The following is a 19,921-nucleotide window of genomic DNA, read 5'->3' on the forward strand; positions in this document are numbered from 1 at the left end:
TGCGGGCCGTTTCTGTTTTTGACGACGACATAGCCGATGCGTAATGCAGCGAAGGCCGGGTCGGCTTCGGCGGCCTTTTGGCGATCAAATCGGTAAAAGTGTGAGTTTTAGCGCGCCGCCGCCGCCTTGCTTTCCTCGACTCGCTCCGCTTGCGCCGCTATAATGTCGCGTCTTATTTTTCCGGAATGGTTTCGGGACGCTTCTGTCATCAGGAAACTCGGTTCTGTAATGTAGCCGTCCTGGTTCTTGGAACGGAGTTGACCGAGCACTGTGATTTTTTTGAGGTAACAAGATGCAAGTTTCAGTAGAAACCACTCAAGGCCTTGGGCGCCGTCTCTCTATTACTGTACCCGCTGATACTATCAAGCAGGCTATTAAAAAAGAGCTGATCAACGCGGCAAAAAGCGTTCGTATCGATGGCTTCCGTAAAGGCCATGTACCGATGAACATCGTTGAGCAGCGTTATGGCGCTTCCGTTCGTCAAGACGTGCTGGGCGAAGCGATGCAACGCAGCTTTGTTGATGCGATCATCAAAGAAAAGATCAATCCGGCCGGCGCACCAAACTACGTGCCGGGCGAGTACAAAGAAGGTGAAGATTTCACTTTCGCGGTTGAATTCGAAGTGTATCCGGAAGTTGAGCTGAAAGGCCTGGACAGCATCGAAGTTGAGAAGCCGGTTGTTGAAGTTAACGACGCCGACGTTGACACCATGCTGGACACCCTGCGCAAGCAGCAGGCGACCTGGAAAGACAGCGATCGCGCAGCGCAAGCTGAAGACCGCGTAACCGTAGATTTCTCCGGTTCTATCGATGGCGAAGAGTTTGAAGGCGGCAAAGCCTCTGACTTCGTACTGGCTATGGGCCAGGGCCGCATGATCCCAGGCTTCGAAGAAGGTCTGGTCGGTCATAAAGCCGGTGAAGAATTCACTATCGACGTTAACTTCCCGGAAGATTACCACGCTGAAAACCTGAAGGGCAAAGCGGCTAAATTCGCTATCGTTCTGAAGAAAGTGGAAGAGCGTGAGCTGCCAGAGCTGACTGAAGAATTCATCAAACGTTTCGGCGTGGCTGATGGTTCTATCGAAGGCCTGCGTGCTGAAGTGCGTAAAAACATGGAGCGCGAGCTGAAAGGCGCAGTGCGTAACCGCATCAAGACTCAGGCAATCGACGGTCTGGTCAGCGCTAACGAAATCGACGTTCCTGCTGCGCTGATCGACGGCGAAGTTGACGTTCTGCGCCGTCAGGCTGCACAGCGTTTCGGCGGCAACGAGAAGCAAGCGCTGGAACTGCCACGCGAACTGTTCGAAGAGCAGGCTAAGCGTCGCGTAGTTGTTGGCCTGCTGCTGGGCGAAGTGATCAGCACCAACGATCTGAAAGCTGACGAAGATCGCGTTAAGACGCTGATCGAAGAAATGGCTTCCGCTTACGAAGATCCAAGTGAAGTTGTTGAGTTCTACAGCAAAAACAAAGAGCTGATGAACAACATGCGCAACGTTGCTCTGGAAGAACAAGCGGTTGAAGCCCTGCTGGCAAAAGCGAAAGTGACTGAAAAAGCCACTACCTTCAGCGAGCTGATGAACCAGACTCAACAGGCGTAATGTCTGTACGCCAGGGCGCAATCTAACGCGCCTTCGGGGCTGGCTTGCCGGTCCCGGCGTTAAAAAAGCCCGTAACCTTCGGTTGCGGGCTTTTCTTTTTGCCACGTAGCTGATTAATCTCAGGTTAAGCGTGACAATATGCACTATATTTACCCTGTTGCTCTTGGGACAGTCTGGCATGATGGTCATCGTCGACAATGCTGGCCGCGTTAAAATACGCAGTTGGGCTTGAAATTCTGTCAGCGGCCCCAATCTGTAAAATGTATATATACCCTATAGCTTTCAAGTCGCAGTCAGGCGCCCAGCTTGCTCATCCTCAGGCGCTTACTCGAGTAAGTCACTGGGGTGAGCGGCAAATCTGTCGGGAACAGATTTGAACGCTGCGACTTGAAAGATGATGGGTATGGGCTGTTTGCCAGAGTGCGCGGTATGAGAAAAACCGTCGGGTACGTGTGGCGCGGGTCGAATGCTTGAGCATAGTCATCATGACCGTTCTCAAGTAGAATCGGTGTAATAGGGTGTAACCCTGGCCGCCAAGGCAATTTCTATTAGGAGACGGTAATGTCATACAGTGGCGAACGAGATCAATTTGCACCTAACATGGCCCTGGTGCCGATGGTGGTAGAGCAGACTTCACGCGGGGAGCGTTCTTACGACATCTATTCCCGCCTGCTGAAAGAGCGCATTATTTTCCTGACCGGCCAGGTCGAAGATCACATGGCCAACCTGATTGTGGCGCAAATGCTGTTCCTCGAAGCGGAAAGCCCGGAAAAAGACATTTACCTGTACATTAACTCCCCGGGTGGCGTGATCACCGCTGGCATGTCAATCTATGACACCATGAAGTTCATCAAGCCGGACGTCAGCACCATTTGTATGGGCCAGGCGTGCTCGATGGGCTCTTTCCTGCTGACCGCAGGTGCCAAGGGCAAACGCTTCTGCTTGCCGAACTCACGCGTGATGATCCACCAGCCGCTGGGCGGTTATCAGGGCCAGGCGACGGATATTGAAATCCATGCGCGTGAAATCCTGAAGGTGAAGGCACGCATGAACGAGCTGATGGCAGAACATACCGGCCAGTCACTGGAGCAGATCGAACGCGATACCGAGCGCGATCGCTTTATGACCGCGGAAGAAGCGGTAGAATACGGTCTGGTTGACGGCATTCTGACGCACCGCAAGTAAGTACCACGCGGCTGGCGAGGTATATGTGCGAGCCGATAGGCTATAGTAATCAGAGCGGGCGCAGCTCGCTCTGGTGAGCATAATCGGCGTTCCCGGTATGCGTTTTGGGCGCACTGCCGCCGTGATATTCCTGCGGGACAAAGACTAAAGAAGAGGTTTACTGATGACAGATAAGCGCAAAGACGGTTCAGGAAAGCTGCTGTACTGCTCTTTCTGCGGCAAAAGCCAGCATGAAGTGCGTAAGCTGATTGCCGGTCCGTCAGTGTATATCTGCGATGAATGTGTTGACCTGTGTAACGACATTATTCGCGAAGAGATTAAAGAAGTTGCCCCGCATCGTGAGCGCAGTGCGCTGCCGACGCCGCACGAAATTCGCCACCACCTGGATGACTATGTCATTGGCCAGGAGCAGGCGAAAAAAGTGCTGGCGGTAGCGGTGTATAACCACTACAAACGCCTGCGTAACGGCGATACCAGCAACGGTATCGAGTTGGGCAAAAGCAACATTCTGCTGATTGGCCCGACCGGTAGCGGCAAAACTCTGCTGGCAGAAACGCTGGCGCGCTTCCTGGACGTGCCTTTCACCATGGCCGACGCCACCACGCTGACCGAAGCCGGTTATGTGGGTGAGGACGTGGAGAACATCATCCAGAAGCTGCTGCAGAAGTGCGATTACGACGTGCAGAAAGCACAACGCGGCATCGTCTACATCGATGAAATCGACAAGATTTCCCGTAAGTCAGACAATCCGTCCATCACCCGTGACGTGTCGGGTGAAGGCGTGCAGCAGGCCCTGTTGAAGCTGATCGAAGGCACCATTGCCGCGGTTCCGCCGCAGGGGGGCCGTAAGCATCCTCAGCAGGAATTCCTGCAGGTTGATACCTCGAAAATCCTGTTTATCTGCGGCGGCGCATTTGCCGGCCTGGATAAGGTGATTGGTCAGCGCGTCAATACCGGTTCCGGTATCGGCTTCGGCGCGACAGTGAAGGGTGAAGCTGAGAAAGCGACCGAAGGCGAACTGCTGCTGCAGGCTGAGCCGGAAGATCTGATCAAGTTTGGCCTGATTCCTGAGTTCATCGGTCGTCTGCCGGTCGTGGCAACCCTGAGCGAACTGAGCGAAGAAGCGCTGATCCAGATCCTGAAAGAGCCGAAAAATGCCTTAACCAAACAGTATCAGGCATTGTTCAATCTGGAAGGCGTGGAACTGGAATTCCGTGAAGAAGCGCTGAACGCCATCGCCAAGAAGGCCATGACGCGTAAAACCGGTGCACGTGGTCTGCGCTCCATTGTAGAAGGCGCGTTGCTGGACACCATGTATGACCTGCCATCCATGGACAGCGTCGATAAAGTGGTGATCGATGAATCAGTTATCGCCGGCCAGTCCAAGCCTTTGCTGATTTACGGCAAACCGGAAGCACAGGCTTCAGGCGAATAATTCGCCAGTCAAACCAGAAAGTTAATGTCAAAATGGGGGATTTTATCCCCCATTTCTTTTTCCTGCATTCTTGCCGTTGAATGTAAGAGATTCATCCCCATATACTCATTAACCAGATTTTATGAAACGTTTGATGCTTGCGTCTCATGAGATTCCCCTCAACCTGGCGGAAGTTAAACTTAAGAGAGAGCTCTATGAACCCTGAGCGTTCCGAACGCATTGAAATCCCCGTCTTGCCGTTGCGCGACGTGGTGGTTTATCCGCACATGGTGATCCCGTTATTTGTTGGCCGGGAAAAATCGATTCGGTGCCTCGAAGCAGCAATGGATCATGATAAAAAGATCATGCTGGTGGCACAGAAAGAGGCCTCAACGGATGAACCTGGCATTAATGACTTGTTCTCTGTCGGCACCGTAGCGTCGATTTTACAGATGCTAAAACTGCCAGACGGCACGGTAAAAGTGCTGGTAGAAGGCCTGCAGCGGGCACGTATTACTACGCTTTCCGACAGCGGCGAGCACTTTGCCGCCCAGGCAGAATATCTTGAGTCACCGGCGATTGACGAACGTGAACAAGAAGTCCTGGTGCGCACCGCAATCAATCAGTTTGAAGGCTACATCAAACTGAACAAAAAAATTCCACCGGAGGTGCTGACGTCATTGAACAGCATCGACGATGCTGCACGCCTGGCGGATACCATCGCCGCGCACATGCCGCTGAAACTCAGCGACAAGCAGTCGGTACTGGAGATGTTCGATATCACCGAACGTCTGGAATACCTGATGGCGATGATGGAATCGGAAATTGACCTGCTTCAGGTTGAAAAACGTATCCGTAACCGCGTCAAAAAGCAGATGGAAAAAAGTCAGCGCGAGTACTATCTGAATGAGCAGATGAAGGCGATTCAGAAAGAACTGGGCGAGATGGACGACGCGCCGGACGAGCATGAAGCGCTGAAGCGCAAGATTGAAGCGGCGAAAATGCCGAAAGACGCGCGTGAAAAAACCGAAGCGGAACTGCAAAAGCTGAAAATGATGTCACCGATGTCTGCGGAAGCGACCGTGGTTCGTGGTTACATCGACTGGATGCTGCAGGTGCCGTGGAATGCGCGCAGCAAGGTTAAAAAAGACCTGGTTAAAGCGCAAGAAGTGCTCGATATCGATCACTATGGCCTGGAGCGAGTCAAGGACCGTATTCTTGAGTATCTCGCAGTACAGAGCCGCGTAAGCAAAATCAAAGGGCCTATCCTGTGTCTGGTGGGGCCTCCTGGCGTAGGTAAAACCTCGTTGGGACAGTCGATCGCCAAAGCGACCGGTCGCCAGTACGTGCGTATGGCGCTGGGCGGCGTGCGTGACGAAGCGGAAATTCGCGGTCACCGTCGTACCTACATCGGCTCGATGCCGGGTAAACTGATCCAGAAAATGGCCAAGGTCGGGGTGAAAAACCCGCTGTTCCTGCTGGACGAAATCGACAAGATGTCTTCCGACATGCGTGGCGATCCGGCTTCTGCATTGCTTGAAGTGCTGGATCCGGAACAGAACGTGGCGTTTAACGATCACTACCTGGAAGTGGATTACGATCTGTCCGACGTGATGTTCGTTGCTACCTCGAACTCGATGAACATTCCTGCGCCGTTGCTGGACCGTATGGAAGTGATTCGCCTGTCCGGCTACACCGAGGACGAGAAGCTCAATATCGCCAAGCAGCACCTGCTGCCGAAGCAGCTTGAGCGTAACGCCCTGAAAAAAGGTGAGCTGACGGTCGACGACAGCGCCATCATTGGCATTATCCGTTATTACACCCGCGAAGCCGGGGTGCGTAGCCTGGAGCGTGAAATCTCCAAGCTGTGCCGTAAAGCGGTGAAAACGCTGCTGATGGACAAGAAGATCAAGCATATCGAGATCAACGGCGACAACCTGAAAGATTATCTGGGTGTCCAGCGTGTTGACTATGGTCGCGCCGATACCGAAAACCGTGTGGGCCAGGTCACCGGCCTGGCGTGGACGGAAGTGGGCGGCGATCTGCTGACTATTGAAACCGCGTGCGTGCCGGGCAAAGGCAAGCTGACCTACACCGGTTCTCTCGGTGAAGTGATGCAGGAATCGATTCAGGCTGCGCTGACCGTGGTCCGTGCGCGTGCAGACAAACTGGGTATCAACGCCGATTTCTACGAGAAGCGCGATATTCACGTGCACGTGCCGGAAGGCGCGACGCCGAAAGACGGCCCGAGTGCCGGTATCGCCATGTGTACCGCGCTGGTGTCTTGCCTGACCGGCAACCCGGTTCGTGCCGATGTGGCAATGACCGGTGAGATCACCTTGCGTGGTCAGGTACTGCCGATTGGTGGCTTGAAAGAGAAACTGTTGGCTGCGCATCGCGGCGGCATTAAAACCGTGCTGATCCCGTATGAGAACAAGCGCGATTTGGAAGAAATTCCGGACAATGTTATCGCCGATCTGGAGATTCATCCGGTGCAGCGAATCGATGAGGTTTTGAACCTTGCGTTGCAGAATCCGGCCTTCGGCGCACTGCCGGTAGCGGCAAAATAGTGACGAATCGCAAAAACCATTGATAAAACTTATGCTGGCAAGTCATTTCGGACTTGCCAGTCTTTTTTTGTACCGCTAAGTTAGAAAGCTGTCGGCCCGCGTTTTGTCACGCTTTCGGTGGCTTGCCAAGGTTCGATGGGATTGATATAACAGCTGCGCTGTCGCAACCGTAGGGATTTTCCGGTGCGACGATTGAATTCTAGAGGGGATGATAGAGTGAATAAGTCACAACTGATCGACAAAATTGCCGCAGGTGCTGATATTTCCAAAGCGGCAGCTGGGCGTGCTTTAGATGCAGTGATTGCATCTGTTACCGAATCCTTGAAGGAAGGGGATGACGTGGCGCTGGTTGGTTTCGGTTCTTTCACCGTGCGTGAGCGTTCTGCCCGTACTGGCCGTAACCCACAGACCGGTAAAGAGATCAAAATCGCGGCAGCCAAAGTTCCGGCCTTCCGTGCAGGGAAAGCGCTGAAAGACGCAGTAAACTGATTGTTTGCGTCTAACCGTTTAGCGTTGCAGGGTTTAGCAATAAACAATCACCTGACGCAACGGTGCTGGTAAGGTAAGATATAAGGCGCATCAGATTGATGCGCTTTTTTTATTTTTGTCGCAGGGAACGCGCCTGCACAAGGGTGTTTTTAATCCACATCACAGCGGAGTGTTGTCACACTATGATGGACAATTTACGCGCGGCAGCTAATCACGTCGTGCTCAAAATCATCCTGGGCTTGATCATTTTGTCATTTCTTTTGACAGGGGTGGTCAGCTATCAGGGGAGTGCCGGTGATTATGCAGCGAAGGTCAATGGCCAGGTGATCGAGCGTGCTCAGCTGGAACAGGCTTTCCAAAGCGAACGCAGCCGCATGCAGCAACAGTTGGGTGACCAGTTCTCCGTACTGGCGGGCAACGAAGGCTATATGCAGCAGATGCGCCATCAGGCACTGTCACAGCTGATCGACAACATGCTGCTGGACCAATATGCCAAGAAATTAGGCCTGAGCGTCAGTGACGATCAGGTGAAAGAAGCCATCCGTAAAGCGCCTTACTTCCAGACAAACGGCCAGTTCGATAACGCTAAATATCTCGATCTGATTAGCCGCATGGGTTACACCGCCGATAACTTTGCGCAGTCAATGCGTCAGCAGTTGGTTAATCAGCAGGTGATCCAGGCCTTCGGCGAGTCAGGTTTCATCCTGCCAACCGAAGCGCAAGGGATGACGTCACTGGTGCTGCAGCAGCGCGATGTGCGCCTGGCTACGCTGGATCTGAAAGCGTTGCAGGCCAAGCAGACCGTGACCGACGACGAGCTGAAAGACTACTACAGCCAGAACAAGAACAGCTTCATTGCGCCGGAGCAGGTCAAAGTAAGCTACATCCCGATGGACGCCGCCTCTATGCAGGACAAGGTGACGGTAGCCGATGCGGATATCAGCGCCTATTACGACCAGCACAAAAGCAGCTATGGCCAGCCTGAGCGTAAAAACTACAGCGTGATCCAGCTTAAAACCGAGGCGGAAGCCAATGCGGTGCTGGACGAGCTGAAAAAAGGCGGCGATTTCGCCACCCTGGCGAAAGAAAAATCCACCGACATCATCTCACGCCGTACCGGTGGCGAGCTGGGCTGGCTGGAGCCGGACACCACGGCAGACGAGCTGAAACAGGCAAACCTGACCGAAAAAGGCCAGCTTTCCGGTGCAGTGAAGTCCTCTGTGGGCTATCTGGTCGTACGTCTGAACGACATCGAGCCGGAAAAAGTGAAGCCGCTTAGCGAAGTGCGTGATGCCATCGCCAAGCAGGTTAAGCAGGAGAAGGCGGTAGACGCCTATTACGCGCTGCAGCAAAAGGTGAGTGAAGCGGCGACCAGCGATAACGAATCTCTGGCCTCAGCCGAAGAAGCCGCCGGCGTGAAAGCGACTCAGACCGATTGGTTCACCCGCGACAACATTCCGGCTGCGCTGAACTTCAAACCTGTCGTCCAGTCGATTTTCGACGGTTCACTGATTGGCGAAGGCGGCTCTCCGGGCAGCAACTCCGATGTAATCACCGTTGATGGCGACCGTGCCTTCGTGATCCGCGTTTCAGGCCACAAGCCAGAAGGCATTGAGCCGTTCGATCAGGTAAAAGATCGCGTGGCGGAATTGGTCAAGCGCAACAAAGCCGAACAGGAAGCGAAACTGCAGGGCGAAAAGCTGTTGGTTGAGCTGAAACAGGGCAAGGGCGACGAAGCGATGAAAGCGGCCGGCCTGAGCTTTGGCAGCGTGCAGAAGATGGCACGCGCGCCGGAAGACAGCCAACTGGTGCAGAGCGTGTTCGCGCTGCCGCACCCGCAGGAAGGCAAACCGGTATACGGCATGTCGCAAGACCGTCAGGACAACGTAGTGCTGATTGCACTTGATGCCGTGACGCCAGGCAGCCTGTCGGCGGAAGAAATGAAAACCTTCGTCAGCAAAATGGAAGAAGGCGCTACCGGCGTCTCCTTTGACTCGCTGCTGGCCAGCTTGCGTAAAGAAGCCAAAATCACCATGGGTGCCGCTGAGCAGCAACAGCCTCAGTAACGCGCCGCAGTTTTCTGCAACGCAATGCAATTCCAAAAGGCCGCTTTCGCGGCCTTTTCCATATCTGTTATCCGCCAATTGCTGAAGTTCATTCGCTGCGGCAAGGTGAGCTTGCTGTTAAACACAAGGAGGATACAGCATGCAACTTGCAGAAATGAAAGCGGTTAATGGATATGGTTTCAGCCTCAAAGTTTTGCTGGCCGCGGCCCTGATAGGCCTGGCCGGGCCATCGATGGCCGCTGAGGAAAAGAGCGCGACCGGTCAGCCGGTGTTATCAGCACCGGCGGTGAAAGCAGGGCAAGGCACTGAAGCCGCAGTCGGCATCGACGATGAGGCATCGGTCAGTATCAATCAGGCCGATGCCGAGCAGTTGGCCAGCGTACTGAAGGGGGTGGGTTTGAAGAAAGCGGAAAGCATCGTGCGCTACCGTGAGCAGAATGGTCCTTTTACGCAGATTGAGCAGCTTCAGGAAGTGCCGGGTATTGGGCCCGCCCTGTTTGAACGGAACCGTGCGCGGCTCAAAATGTGATATCTATCACGGCTGCATGGCAAAGTGCCCATGCAGCCCTTTTTCCTCTGCTACATTTTACAGGTCTTACCAGTTTGGCGACTTGACCAAACGGGTGAAGGAGCCATCAGTGGCTCCTTCTTTCTGTAATCACCAGGCAGGAGTGGCCGTTCCCTATGCATCAGACCTTTATCAAAGTCCGTGGTTATCATCTCGATGTTTACCAACATGTTAACAATGCACGCTATCTCGAATTTCTCGAGGAGGCGCGCTGGGATTGGCTGGAGAACCAGGAGGGCTTCCGTTGGATGACGGAAAACAACATCGCCTTTATCGTGGTTAATATCAATATTAATTACCGCACGCCGGCGGTGCTGGGAGACAAGTTGCGTATCGACAGTCAGATGGTGCAGCTTAACGGTAAAAGCGGCGTGCTGAGCCAAAAGGTGACGCAGGATGCCACGGGCGCGCCGGTCGCGGATGCGATGCTGACCTTTGTCTGCGTCGATTTGAAAACTCAGCGGGCGTTGCCGATTGAAGGGCAACTGCGCGAACACCTTCAGGTGCTCACGCTGTCGGAAGAAGGCTAAAGCAACGAGCGGCAATGTTTGCCGCCGTTATTCACTCAGACCAGGCCGGTCTTCTGTTTCAGGCTCGCCATCACTTCCGCCTTGTTGATTTGGTATTGCTTCAGGCCGTTGGCGCGCAGGTGACAGGCGGCACATTCACCGCAGCCGTCGCCTTTAATGCCGCTGTAGCAGGTCAGGGTTTCCTGCCGAACCAGATCCAACTGATGGTAGTAATCTGCCAGTGCCCAGGTCTCAGCCTTGTTCAGCCACATCAGTGGCGTTTCAAAACGGATATCGCGGGCGATGCCCAGCACTATTGCCTGGTTCAGCGCTTTGACAAATTCGTCGCGGCAGTCGGGATAACCGGAAAAATCGGTTTCGCAAACGCCGGTGATCACCGCCTCGGCTTCGACCTGGTAGGCATAAATCGCCGCCAGCGTCAGGAACAGAATATTACGGCCCGGCACGAAAGTGCTCGGCAACCCGTTGGCTTCGGTGCTGCCGTAAGCCGGAACCGGGATATTGTCACGGGTCAGGCTGCTGATCGCCAGTTCATTGAGCAGGCCAACGTCCAGCAGCTTATGTGCCTTGGCCCCAAGGGCCACCGACAGCGCTTGAGCCACCTCAATCTCGGCGCGATGGCGCTGACCGTAATCGAAGGTGACGCAGTGAACTTCGTCGTACTGTTGCAATGCCTGAATCAAGCAGGTCGTGGAATCTTGTCCACCGCTGAAAACGACAACCGCGCGTTTCATAAAATTACCTCAATTTAGTGCTGAGACCCTACCCGATGAACACTCGGGCGGTAGGATAAAAATGCGTTGCGGCAGCAATGGTAGCAGAAATAGCGGGTTACCGCTGGGCCGGGCCCATTAAGTCTGGGGAAAGCGGCTCTGTCGAGTCCAGCGGCGGCGGCAGCCAGGCCTGGCAGAAATCGAACCAGCCATGGGCGGTCAGGGTAACCCCATGAATGCGCGGCGGTGCGCTGATCTGATACTGATAGTGAAACAAGGGCGTGATGATCGCCGCCCTCATCAGCTGCTGATAATACTCTTTCAACTGCTCATAACGCGGTTGCTGTGCAGGTAACTGTTGGATCTGCTGCAGCGTCTGCTGCTGATGTCGCCAGCGATCGTCGGGCAGAATGCCGCGCCACAGCGTATCTTGCCGCAGCCAGCTTTCCAGCGTCGCCTCCGGTGACTCACCGATCAGGTTATCGGCCAGCAGCAGGTCGGCCTGTTCGATTTGTTCGGCGCTTTGCCAGCGTTTACCCGCGTAATAACGCAGTTCCAGCTCGCAGCCGTGGCGTGCTAATAGCTGCTGCAGAGCCACAGTGACCGTTTCCAGTTCTACCGGTGGCCGATACAGCAGCGTCAATTTGGCGGGGAGGGCTATCTCATCATCGACCTGATGCCGAGGGATGGCCCAGCCTGGCAGCATTTCGTGGCTGGGGGTGATGACGCTGTTTGGTACCGGCAGATTGGCCAACAGGCCAGATTGCTGGATCAACATCAGCAGTTTTTGGCCCTGGGCTTCGTTGAGCACGCCGTGTTTCAAATTGACCGCCAGATAGCACCAGCCCAGGCTCATGCTGCGTTGCACCGGCCGTGCCAGCGCCATCTCTTCCTGCTGGCCGATGGTTATGCGCACCGGGTGCTGGCAACTGGTGTAAGCCGCGTCGACCTGTAGCTCCGGGGTGATCCAATACTCGATGCTCTCAAGATAAGGATGCTGCAAATGGTAAAACGGATGCTGTTCCAGCCGTACCAAATGCGCCTCGTTTAGCGTCAGTTTGAAAGGGCCAGCGCCAATGCCTGCGGCCTCCGGGTGGGTTAGCAGGCAAGGCAATTCCGCAAGACGATGCGCCAACCAGTAGTCGGGATGCTGTAAATCAAACTGCAGACACAGCGCATGCGGCAGGCTGATGGCCTTAACGTTGGCCAGGCTGGGCCGGCTACGAAGGTGTCGTTGCAGCTTTTCCAGCGTTTGCAACAGCTGCTGGCCGGTCAGCATTTCACCGTTGTGCCAGCGTAATTGGCTGCGCAGGAAGAACTGCCAGCGCAGGCCGTCATGGCTGATTTGCCAGTGATGGGCCAGATCGGATTGCGGTTCAGGATTGCCGGTAATGAAGCGCGTCAGGCCGGCATGCAGGGTGGTAACCAAATGTTGTTCGGCGCGGCCGGTCAGGGTCAGTGGATCCAGAGATTCCAGCGTGCGGTAATAGGGGATACGCAGCGTTGGGCTGCCTGCCTGCCACTGGCCGCCGAGATGCGGGCTGAGCAACTCCTGCAAATGCTGCGGCGCCAACTGCGCCATTTCCAACGCGCCCTGGTGGTCGCCGTCATGCAGCAAGCGCTGCAAGTGGGCGGCGCGCAGCTCATCCGGGGTTTTCAAACACTGCAGGCGAGCCCGCTTGCCGCGACCGGGCTGTGACTGCCAGCTTAGCCAGCCCTGATCCTGTAGCTGTTGTACCAGCGTGCGAGCATGGCGTTCGCTGCAATAGAACAGGGCTGCGAGTTCGCCGATGGTGATGGCCACTGGCGCAGCGCCGAGCTGTTGATACAGGCGTTGATACTGGCTGAGACGATGGGTCAGGCGCATGATGGAAATCCGGAACAGTTTTCCAGAATTGTTCACTATTACTTCCGCAAATACCATCTCATACTGCAGGGACTGTAATCGCGTTCACATTCATGAGGTCTTTATGTATCGCCTGGCGGCTTTTGATATGGATGGCACATTGTTGACACCGGATCACCGGGTCGGGCCGGAAACTCTGGCGGTGCTAAAGCAACTGGTTGAACGGGAGATGGTTGTCACCTTCGCTACCGGGCGTCACTACCTGGACGCGCAGCCGATCATGGCGCAGCTGGGTCTGCAAGGCTATCTGATTACCGGCAACGGTACGCGGGTTTACGATCATCAGGGGCAACAACTTCACGCCACCGATTTGCCTGCTGACATAGCCGAAGAGGTGCTGCACACCCATTGGCATACGGTTGCCAGCATGCACGTCTTCCGTGACGAAGGCTGGATGACCGAGTTTGCGGTACCGGAAGAAATGTTGCGGGCTCATCATCTGAGCGGCTTCCGTTATCAGCTTACCGAAGTGCGTCGTTTACCGGCCTTCGGCAACAGCAAGGTGTGCTTCGTTGGACCACATGTGGAACTGCTTAAGCTACAGATTCAGCTACGAGAACAGTTTGGAGCACGCGTTGATCTCTGTTTCTCTGCCTATGAGTGCCTGGAGGTCTTGCCGTTGGGGTGTAACAAAGGCACCGCGCTGGATACGTTGAGCCGCCATCTGGGGCTGAAGATGGCGGACTGCATGGCGTTTGGCGATGCCATGAACGACAGGGAAATGCTGGCGACGGTAGGGCACGGCGTGGTGATGGGCAATGCCCTGCCGCAGCTGAAGTCTTCACTGCCACAACTACAGGTTATCGGCCATTGCGAACAGCAGGCGGTGGCTCACTATTTGCAACATTGGCTGCGTTCACCTTACCTCACCTATTCCCCCGAATTATGAGGCTTTATTGGCAGCCGGCCGGGTATGACTTACCCGGCTTTTTTTCGCCTGCCCGGTGCGATTACAAGTCTGCCAGTTGCGCCAGATACGGGGTCAGATCGCCGATATTGTTTCTCACCCATTCAGGGTTGTAGTAGGTATCCAGATAGCGCTCACCGCTGTCGCATAGCAGGGTGACGATAGAACCCTGTTCGCCATTTTCCCGCATCTGTTTTGCCAATTGCAGCGCGCCCCATACATTAGTACCGGTGGAGGCGCCCACTTTACGGCCCAGTACCGTTTCCAGCCAATGAATGGTAGCAACGCTGGCCGCGTCCGGAACGCGCAGCATGCTGTCGACCACCGACGGGATAAACGAGGGTTCGGCGCGCGGGCGGCCAATACCTTCGATCCTGCTGCCGCAACTGCCGATCAGGGTGCGATCGCGCTGGTGGAAACAATCATAGAATACCGAGTTTTCCGGATCGACGACCGTCAAGCGGGTGTCGTGCCCCTGATAGCGAATATAGCGTCCCAGCGTTGCAGATGTACCGCCGGTGCCCGCGCTCATCACGATATGTTTAGGGACAGGGAAGGGTTCACGCGCCATCTGGCGGAAGATGCTGTCGGCGATGTTGTTATTGCCGCGCCAGTCGGTGGCGCGTTCGGCGTAGGTGAACTGATCCATATAGTGGCCGTTCAGTTCTTGCGCCAACTGCTCGGAGACCGCGTAAATCTGTGCCGCGTGATCGACGAAATGGCAGCGGCCGCCGTAAAACGCAATTTGCTCAACCTTGCGGCGTGCCGTGCAGGAAGGCATCACGGCAATAAACGGCAGGCCAATCAGCCGGGCGAAGTAAGCTTCGGACACGGCGGTGCTACCTGAAGAGGCTTCGATAATCGTGGTGTTTTCGGTTATCCAGCCGTTGCACAGGCCGTACAGGAACAGCGAGCGCGCCAGCCGATGCTTCAGGCTGCCGGTCGGGTGAGTGCTTTCATCTTTCAGGTACAGGCAGATACCGGGAAATTCGGGCAGGTTCAGGCGGATCAGGTGCGTGTCGGCGGAGCGTTGGAAATCCGCTTCTATTTCACCGATAGCATATTTTACCCAAGAGTTTGTCATCGTCTGGCCTCAGAATAGGGGGCTTATTTGCTGCATAATATAGCCTGCCGCCGGGAAAAAAGGATTGCCATTTTTCCTGTTTAATCGCTTAATGAGAGAAAATTTTTCTCCTGGTTGACGATATGTTAGATAAAACAGACCGTAAGTTACTGTGCATGCTGCAACAGGACTGCACCCAGCCGCTGCAGGCGCTGGCCGATGCGGTCAATCTGACGTCGACGCCTTGCTGGAAAAGGCTGAAACGGCTGGAAGAGGAAGGCTATATCCGTGGGCGGGTCGCGCTGCTGGATAATGAAAAACTCGGGTTGGGCCTGACGGCATTTGTGCTGATCAAAACCCAGCAGCACAGCAGCGAGTGGTATCAGACGTTCGTGCAACTGACCCAGCAGATGCCGGAGGTGCTGGCATTTTACCGCATGGCGGGGGAGTACGATTACCTGATGCAGGTGGAAGTAGCTGATATGAAGAGCTACGACAGCTTTTACAAGCGTCTGGTGAACGGGGTACCTGGGCTGATCGACGTCACTTCCAGCTTCGCGATGGAAAAAATCAAATACACCACCGCCCTGCCGGTTCCTGAGTGAAAAGTTCACCAAATTGGCAAAGTAACGGTGGTATCCTACTCTGCTGAGGCAGATCGAGAGAAAAAACTATTACATCTACATCCTGGAATAAAACTGCGTGAGACTATTTACCCAAATCGGCTGGTACTTCCGCCGCGAGTGGCGCCGCTACCTGGGGGCAGTGGTGCTGTTGATCATCATTGCCATTCTGCAGCTGTTGCCACCCAAGCTGGTGGGGATCATTGTCGACGGTATTACCGAAAAACAGATGTCCAGCGGCGTGCTGATGGCATGGCTGGGGATGATGCTCGGCACCGCCGTGGTGGTCTACCTGCTGCGCTACGTATGGCGAGTGTTGCTGTTTGGCGCGTCTTATCAGCTTGCCGTCGAACTGCGTGAAAATTTCTATCGCCAGCTTAGCCGCCAGAACCCGGCTTTCTATCTGCGCCACCGTACCGGCGATCTGATGGCACGCGCCACCAATGATGTCGATCGGGTCGTTTTCGCTGCCGGTGAAGGGGTATTGACGCTGGTCGATTCGCTGGTAATGGGCTTGGCGGTGCTGGTGGTGATGAGCACCCAAATTAGCTGGCAGTTGACCCTGCTGTCGTTGATCCCTATGCCCATCATGGCGATCGTTATCAAGTATTACGGCGATCAGTTGCATCAGCGCTTTAAATCGGCGCAGGCGGCGTTCTCCAGCCTGAACGATCAGGCGCAGGAAAGCATGACCAGCATCCGCATGATCAAGGCGTTTGGTCTGGAGGATCACCAATCCAATCAATTTGCCGAAGTGGCCGCCCAAACCGGCGCCAAAAATATGCACGTAGCGCGGGTAGATGCGCGTTTTGACCCGACGATTTACATCGCTATCGGTACCGCCAATCTGTTGGCTATCGGCGGTGGCAGCTGGATGGTGGTCAATGGCTCCCTGACGCTTGGGCAACTGACCAGCTTCGTGATGTACCTCGGCCTGATGATTTGGCCGATGCTGGCGCTGGCCTGGATGTTCAACATTGTTGAACGCGGCAGTGCGGCATACGGTCGCATTCGCAGCCTGCTGGAGGAAGCGCCGGCAGTGACCGACGGTGAGTATCCATTGCCGGCGGGGCGTGGCAGCCTGGCCGTCGATATCCGATCCTTCCACTATCCTGGCAACCAGCACCCGGCGTTGCACGATGTCACGTTGAAGCTGGAACCGGGTCAGATGCTTGGCCTGTGTGGCCCGACCGGTGCCGGTAAGTCAACGTTACTGTCGTTGATCCAGCGCCAGTTTGATGTGGATGATGGCCAGATTAGCTATCAGGGATTGCCGCTGACCCAGGTGAAGATCGACGACTGGCGTTCGCGATTGTCTGTGGTGAGTCAGACGCCATTCTTGTTCTCGGACAGCGTGGCCAACAATATTGCGCTGGGGAATCCGGGCGCGACGCAGGAACAGATTGAGCGTGCGGCCCAGTTGGCCAGCGTGCATGAAGACATTATGCGCCTGCCGCAAGGCTATGAAACTGAAGTGGGTGAGCGTGGCGTGATGCTGTCCGGAGGCCAGAAACAGCGTATTTCTATTGCCCGTGCATTGTTGCTGGATGCAGAAATCTTGATCCTCGACGATGCGTTGTCGGCGGTAGATGGTCGAACCGAACACCAAATCCTGCACAATTTGCGCAGTTGGGGACAAAACCGGACGGTGATTATCAGCGCGCACCGGCTTTCGGCACTGACCGAAGCCAGCGAAATTCTGGTGATACAACACGGCGGCGTGGCTCAGCGTGGCGAACATGCGTCCCTGGCGGCCCAACCGGGCTGGTACCGCGATATGTACCGCTATCAGCAACTGGAAGCGGCGCTGGATGAGGCACCGGAAAGCGGCGAGGAGATACTGGCCAATGAATAAGATGCAAAAGCTGTGGCCGACGCTGAAACGGTTGCTGGCTTATGGATCGCCATACCGCAAACCTCTGGGGCTGGCGGTGTTGATGTTGTGGGTTGCGGCGGCAGCGGAAGTCGCCGGGCCGATCCTGATCAGTTATTTTATCGATAACTATGTGGCTAAGGGCCAGTTGCCGCTGATGATCGTCTGCGGGCTGGCGGCGGCCTATATTCTGCTGGAGCTGTTGGCGGCGGCGCTGCACTATTTTCAAGCGTTGTTGTTCAACCAGGCCGCGGTCGGGGTGGTTCAACGCCTGCGTACCGACGTGATGGACGCCGCGTTGCGTCAGCCGCTCAGCGCTTTTGATACGCAGCCGGTGGGGCAGTTGATCTCGCGAGTGACCAATGACACCGAGGTGATTAAAGATCTGTACGTCATGGTAGTGTCCACCGTATTGAAAAGCGCTGCGCTGATTGGCGCCATGCTGGTGGCGATGTTCAGCCTGGACTGGCGTATGGCGCTGGTGGCGATCTGCATCTTCCCGGCGGTGTTTGTGGTGATGGGCATTTACCAATACTACAGCATCCCGATTGTGCGCCGGGTGCGCAGCTATCTGGCAGACATCAACGACGGCTTTAACGAAGTGATCAACGGCATGGGCGTGATCCAGCAGTTCCGCCAGCAGATCCGCTTTGGTGAACGCATGAGCGCCGCCAGCCGTTCGCACTACACCGCGCGTATGCAGACTCTGCGGCTGGATGGTTTCCTGTTGCGTCCGCTGCTCAGCCTGTTTTCGGCGCTGGTGCTGTGTGGCCTGCTGATGTTGTTTGGTTTCAGCGGTGAGGGAAGCATTGGCGTGGGCGTGCTCTATGCCTTTATCAACTACCTCGGGCGTCTGAATGAGCCGTTGATTGAGCTGACGTCGCAGCAGTCGATTCTGCAGCAGGCGGTGGTGGCCGGCGAGCGTATTTTCGAACTGATGGATCGCCGTCAACAGAGCTATGGGACGGACGATCGCCCGCTCGAGAGTGGCCGCATTGATATTGAAGACCTGAGCTTTGCCTACCGGGATGACAAAAAGGTGCTGCAGCATATTTCGCTGTCGGTGCCGTCGCGGGGCTTTGTGGCGTTGGTGGGGCATACCGGCAGCGGCAAGAGCACGCTGGCCAACCTGCTGATGGGGTATTACCCGGTCAATCAGGGCGAAGTCCGTCTCGATGGTCGTCCGCTGGCCAGTCTGTCGCACCGTACGTTGCGGCAGGGGGTGGCAATGGTGCAGCAGGATCCGGTGGTGATCGCCGAATCGGTGCTGGCCAACGTTACGCTGGGCCGTAACATCAGTGAAGAGATAGTGTGGCAGGCGCTGGAAACGGTGCAATTGGCTGAGCTGGTACGCAGCTTCCCGCAGGGGATTCACACCCGGCTGGGCGAGCAGGGTAACAACCTGTCGGTGGGCCAGAAACAGCTATTGGCGATGGCCAGGGTGTTGGTGCAGGCGCCGCAGATCCTGATCCTCGACGAAGCGACCGCCAACATCGATTCAGGCACTGAGCAAGCGATTCAGCGTGCACTGCGTTTGATTCGTGAACATACCACGCTGGTGGTGATCGCTCACCGGTTGTCGACCATTGTCGATGCTGATTCCATTCTGGTTCTGCACCGGGGTCAGGCGGTCGAGCAGGGCAATCATCAGCAACTGTTGGCTCAGCAGGGGCGTTACTACCAGATGTACCAGCTGCAACTGGTGGGTGAAGAATTGGCCGCTGCCAATCGCGAAGAAACACAACCCGCATGATCTGGGGGCCGTTTTAACGGCCCCTTTCTTTTGTCGCCACGCACCACAAACAGGCACAAGCCCGTTTAAAATCCCTCTCGCTGCACTTTTTCGACGCGCTACGCACCAAATTAGTGCGCAATATTTAATCAGCCTATCAGTTGGTCGCGTGCTGTTAGTCGCTCGTCGCATGCCAGATCCCCATCCTGCCGGTTAATTTGCTGAATCCGCGTACAAAACCATTTGTGGCATAGCCTTTGCTTTATAAGTCTCGTACCGGGGTGAGTTTGGGCTTAATTCGTGGAGGGGCAATATGAAGCTGGTGACCGTGGTGATTAAACCATTCAAGCTGGAGGACGTGCGTGAAGCCCTATCCTCTGTAGGCATTCAGGGGCTGACCGTAAGCGAAGTAAAAGGCTTTGGTCGCCAGAAGGGGCACGCTGAGCTCTATCGCGGAGCCGAATACAGCGTCAACTTTTTACCTAAAGTAAAAATCGACATCGCTATCGCCGACGATCAGTTGGATGAAGTGGTTGATGTGATTAGTAAAGCGGCGTACACCGGCAAAATCGGTGACGGCAAAATTTTCGTTGCCGAATTGCAACGTGTCATTCGCATTCGCACCGGCGAAACAGACGAAGCAGCACTGTAATCACAGGCTCAGTAAAGTAATGGGGATGGATTG

Annotated in this window: 16 protein-coding genes; 13 read left to right on the forward strand and 3 right to left on the reverse strand. The window is 55.3% G+C overall.

The genetic code is table 11. The features are described 5' to 3' along the window. Positions 1-292: 292 nt before the first annotated feature. The 8 genes from tig to M2407_RS20750 all read left to right on the forward strand — a co-directional run bounded on the left by tig (position 293) and on the right by M2407_RS20750 (position 10,419). Positions 293-1,597 (forward strand): trigger factor, encoded by a 1,305-nt coding sequence (tig, locus tag M2407_RS20715; RefSeq protein ID WP_020825490.1) that lies wholly within the window; start codon positions 293-295, stop codon positions 1,595-1,597. Positions 1,598-2,158: 561 nt separating this feature from the next. Next, positions 2,159-2,782 (forward strand): ATP-dependent Clp endopeptidase proteolytic subunit ClpP, encoded by a 624-nt coding sequence (gene clpP, locus M2407_RS20720; protein ID WP_020825491.1) that lies wholly within the window; start codon positions 2,159-2,161, stop codon positions 2,780-2,782. Between the two features lie 163 nt (positions 2,783-2,945). Continuing rightward, positions 2,946-4,217, forward strand: coding sequence for an ATP-dependent protease ATP-binding subunit ClpX (gene clpX, locus M2407_RS20725; RefSeq protein ID WP_020825492.1), 1,272 nt, complete (start codon positions 2,946-2,948; stop codon positions 4,215-4,217). Between the two features lie 194 nt (positions 4,218-4,411). Continuing rightward, positions 4,412-6,766, forward strand: a complete 2,355-nt coding sequence (gene lon / locus M2407_RS20730; RefSeq protein WP_020825493.1) for an endopeptidase La — start codon at positions 4,412-4,414, stop codon at positions 6,764-6,766. A 216-nt stretch (positions 6,767-6,982) separates the two neighbouring features. Further along, positions 6,983-7,255 carry a nucleoid-associated protein HU-beta gene (gene hupB / locus M2407_RS20735; RefSeq protein WP_006319790.1) on the forward strand — a complete coding sequence of 91 codons (273 nt, stop codon included), beginning with the start codon at positions 6,983-6,985 and terminating at the stop codon, positions 7,253-7,255. Positions 7,256-7,437: 182 nt separating this feature from the next. Then, positions 7,438-9,321 carry a peptidylprolyl isomerase gene (gene ppiD / locus M2407_RS20740; protein WP_046374348.1) on the forward strand — a complete coding sequence of 628 codons (1,884 nt, stop codon included), beginning with the start codon at positions 7,438-7,440 and terminating at the stop codon, positions 9,319-9,321. A 139-nt stretch (positions 9,322-9,460) separates the two neighbouring features. Further along, on the forward strand, positions 9,461-9,850 hold the full coding sequence (locus M2407_RS20745) for a helix-hairpin-helix domain-containing protein (RefSeq protein WP_128864422.1): 390 nt from the start codon (positions 9,461-9,463) through the stop codon (positions 9,848-9,850). A gap of 155 nt (positions 9,851-10,005) precedes the next feature. Then, complete coding sequence (locus tag M2407_RS20750) at positions 10,006-10,419, forward strand: thioesterase family protein (RefSeq protein WP_020825496.1); 414 nt, start codon at positions 10,006-10,008, stop codon at positions 10,417-10,419. Positions 10,420-10,454: 35 nt separating this feature from the next. Here M2407_RS20750 and queC read toward each other — a convergent pair whose 3' ends face one another. After that, entirely contained in the window at positions 10,455-11,153 is a 699-nt protein-coding gene (gene queC, locus M2407_RS20755) for a 7-cyano-7-deazaguanine synthase QueC (RefSeq protein WP_122077502.1), read from the reverse strand. Between the two features lie 97 nt (positions 11,154-11,250). Then, a complete protein-coding gene (locus M2407_RS20760) occupies positions 11,251-12,999 on the reverse strand; it encodes an SgrR family transcriptional regulator (protein WP_259219517.1) in 1,749 nt (582 codons plus the stop codon). Between the two features lie 103 nt (positions 13,000-13,102). Here M2407_RS20760 and cof point away from each other — a divergent pair, with 103 nt between their 5' ends. Then, positions 13,103-13,927, forward strand: coding sequence for an HMP-PP phosphatase (cof, locus tag M2407_RS20765; protein ID WP_128864424.1), 825 nt, complete (start codon positions 13,103-13,105; stop codon positions 13,925-13,927). 61 nt (positions 13,928-13,988) lie between these two features. On the opposite strand, the gene M2407_RS20770 is transcribed toward cof, so the two are convergent. Then, on the reverse strand, positions 13,989-15,029 hold the full coding sequence (locus tag M2407_RS20770) for a PLP-dependent cysteine synthase family protein (protein ID WP_020825500.1): 1,041 nt from the start codon (positions 15,027-15,029) through the stop codon (positions 13,989-13,991). Between the two features lie 122 nt (positions 15,030-15,151). On the opposite strand from M2407_RS20770, the gene M2407_RS20775 reads away from it, so the two are divergent. The 4 genes from M2407_RS20775 (at position 15,152) to glnK (ending at position 19,888) form a co-directional block, all read left to right on the forward strand. Further along, complete coding sequence (locus M2407_RS20775; RefSeq protein ID WP_044548705.1) at positions 15,152-15,613, forward strand: Lrp/AsnC family transcriptional regulator; 462 nt, start codon at positions 15,152-15,154, stop codon at positions 15,611-15,613. 97 nt (positions 15,614-15,710) lie between these two features. Then, positions 15,711-17,486: a SmdA family multidrug ABC transporter permease/ATP-binding protein gene (locus tag M2407_RS20780; protein WP_259219417.1), complete on the forward strand. Its 1,776-nt coding sequence runs from the start codon at positions 15,711-15,713 to the stop codon at positions 17,484-17,486. Further along, the gene (locus tag M2407_RS20785; protein WP_020825503.1) at positions 17,479-19,257 is read left to right on the forward strand and encodes a SmdB family multidrug efflux ABC transporter permease/ATP-binding protein; all 1,779 of its coding nucleotides are present in this window, start codon (positions 17,479-17,481) and stop codon (positions 19,255-19,257) included. Before M2407_RS20780 ends, M2407_RS20785 begins: the two co-directional genes overlap by 8 nt. 292 nt (positions 19,258-19,549) lie before the next feature. After that, positions 19,550-19,888 carry a P-II family nitrogen regulator gene (gene glnK, locus M2407_RS20790; RefSeq protein ID WP_012005549.1) on the forward strand — a complete coding sequence of 113 codons (339 nt, stop codon included), beginning with the start codon at positions 19,550-19,552 and terminating at the stop codon, positions 19,886-19,888. Positions 19,889-19,921 lie beyond the last annotated feature (33 nt).

The organism is Serratia sp. BIGb0234, assembly GCF_024809915.1.
In the GTDB taxonomy this organism is placed as follows: Bacteria; Pseudomonadota; Gammaproteobacteria; order Enterobacterales; family Enterobacteriaceae; genus Serratia; species Serratia liquefaciens.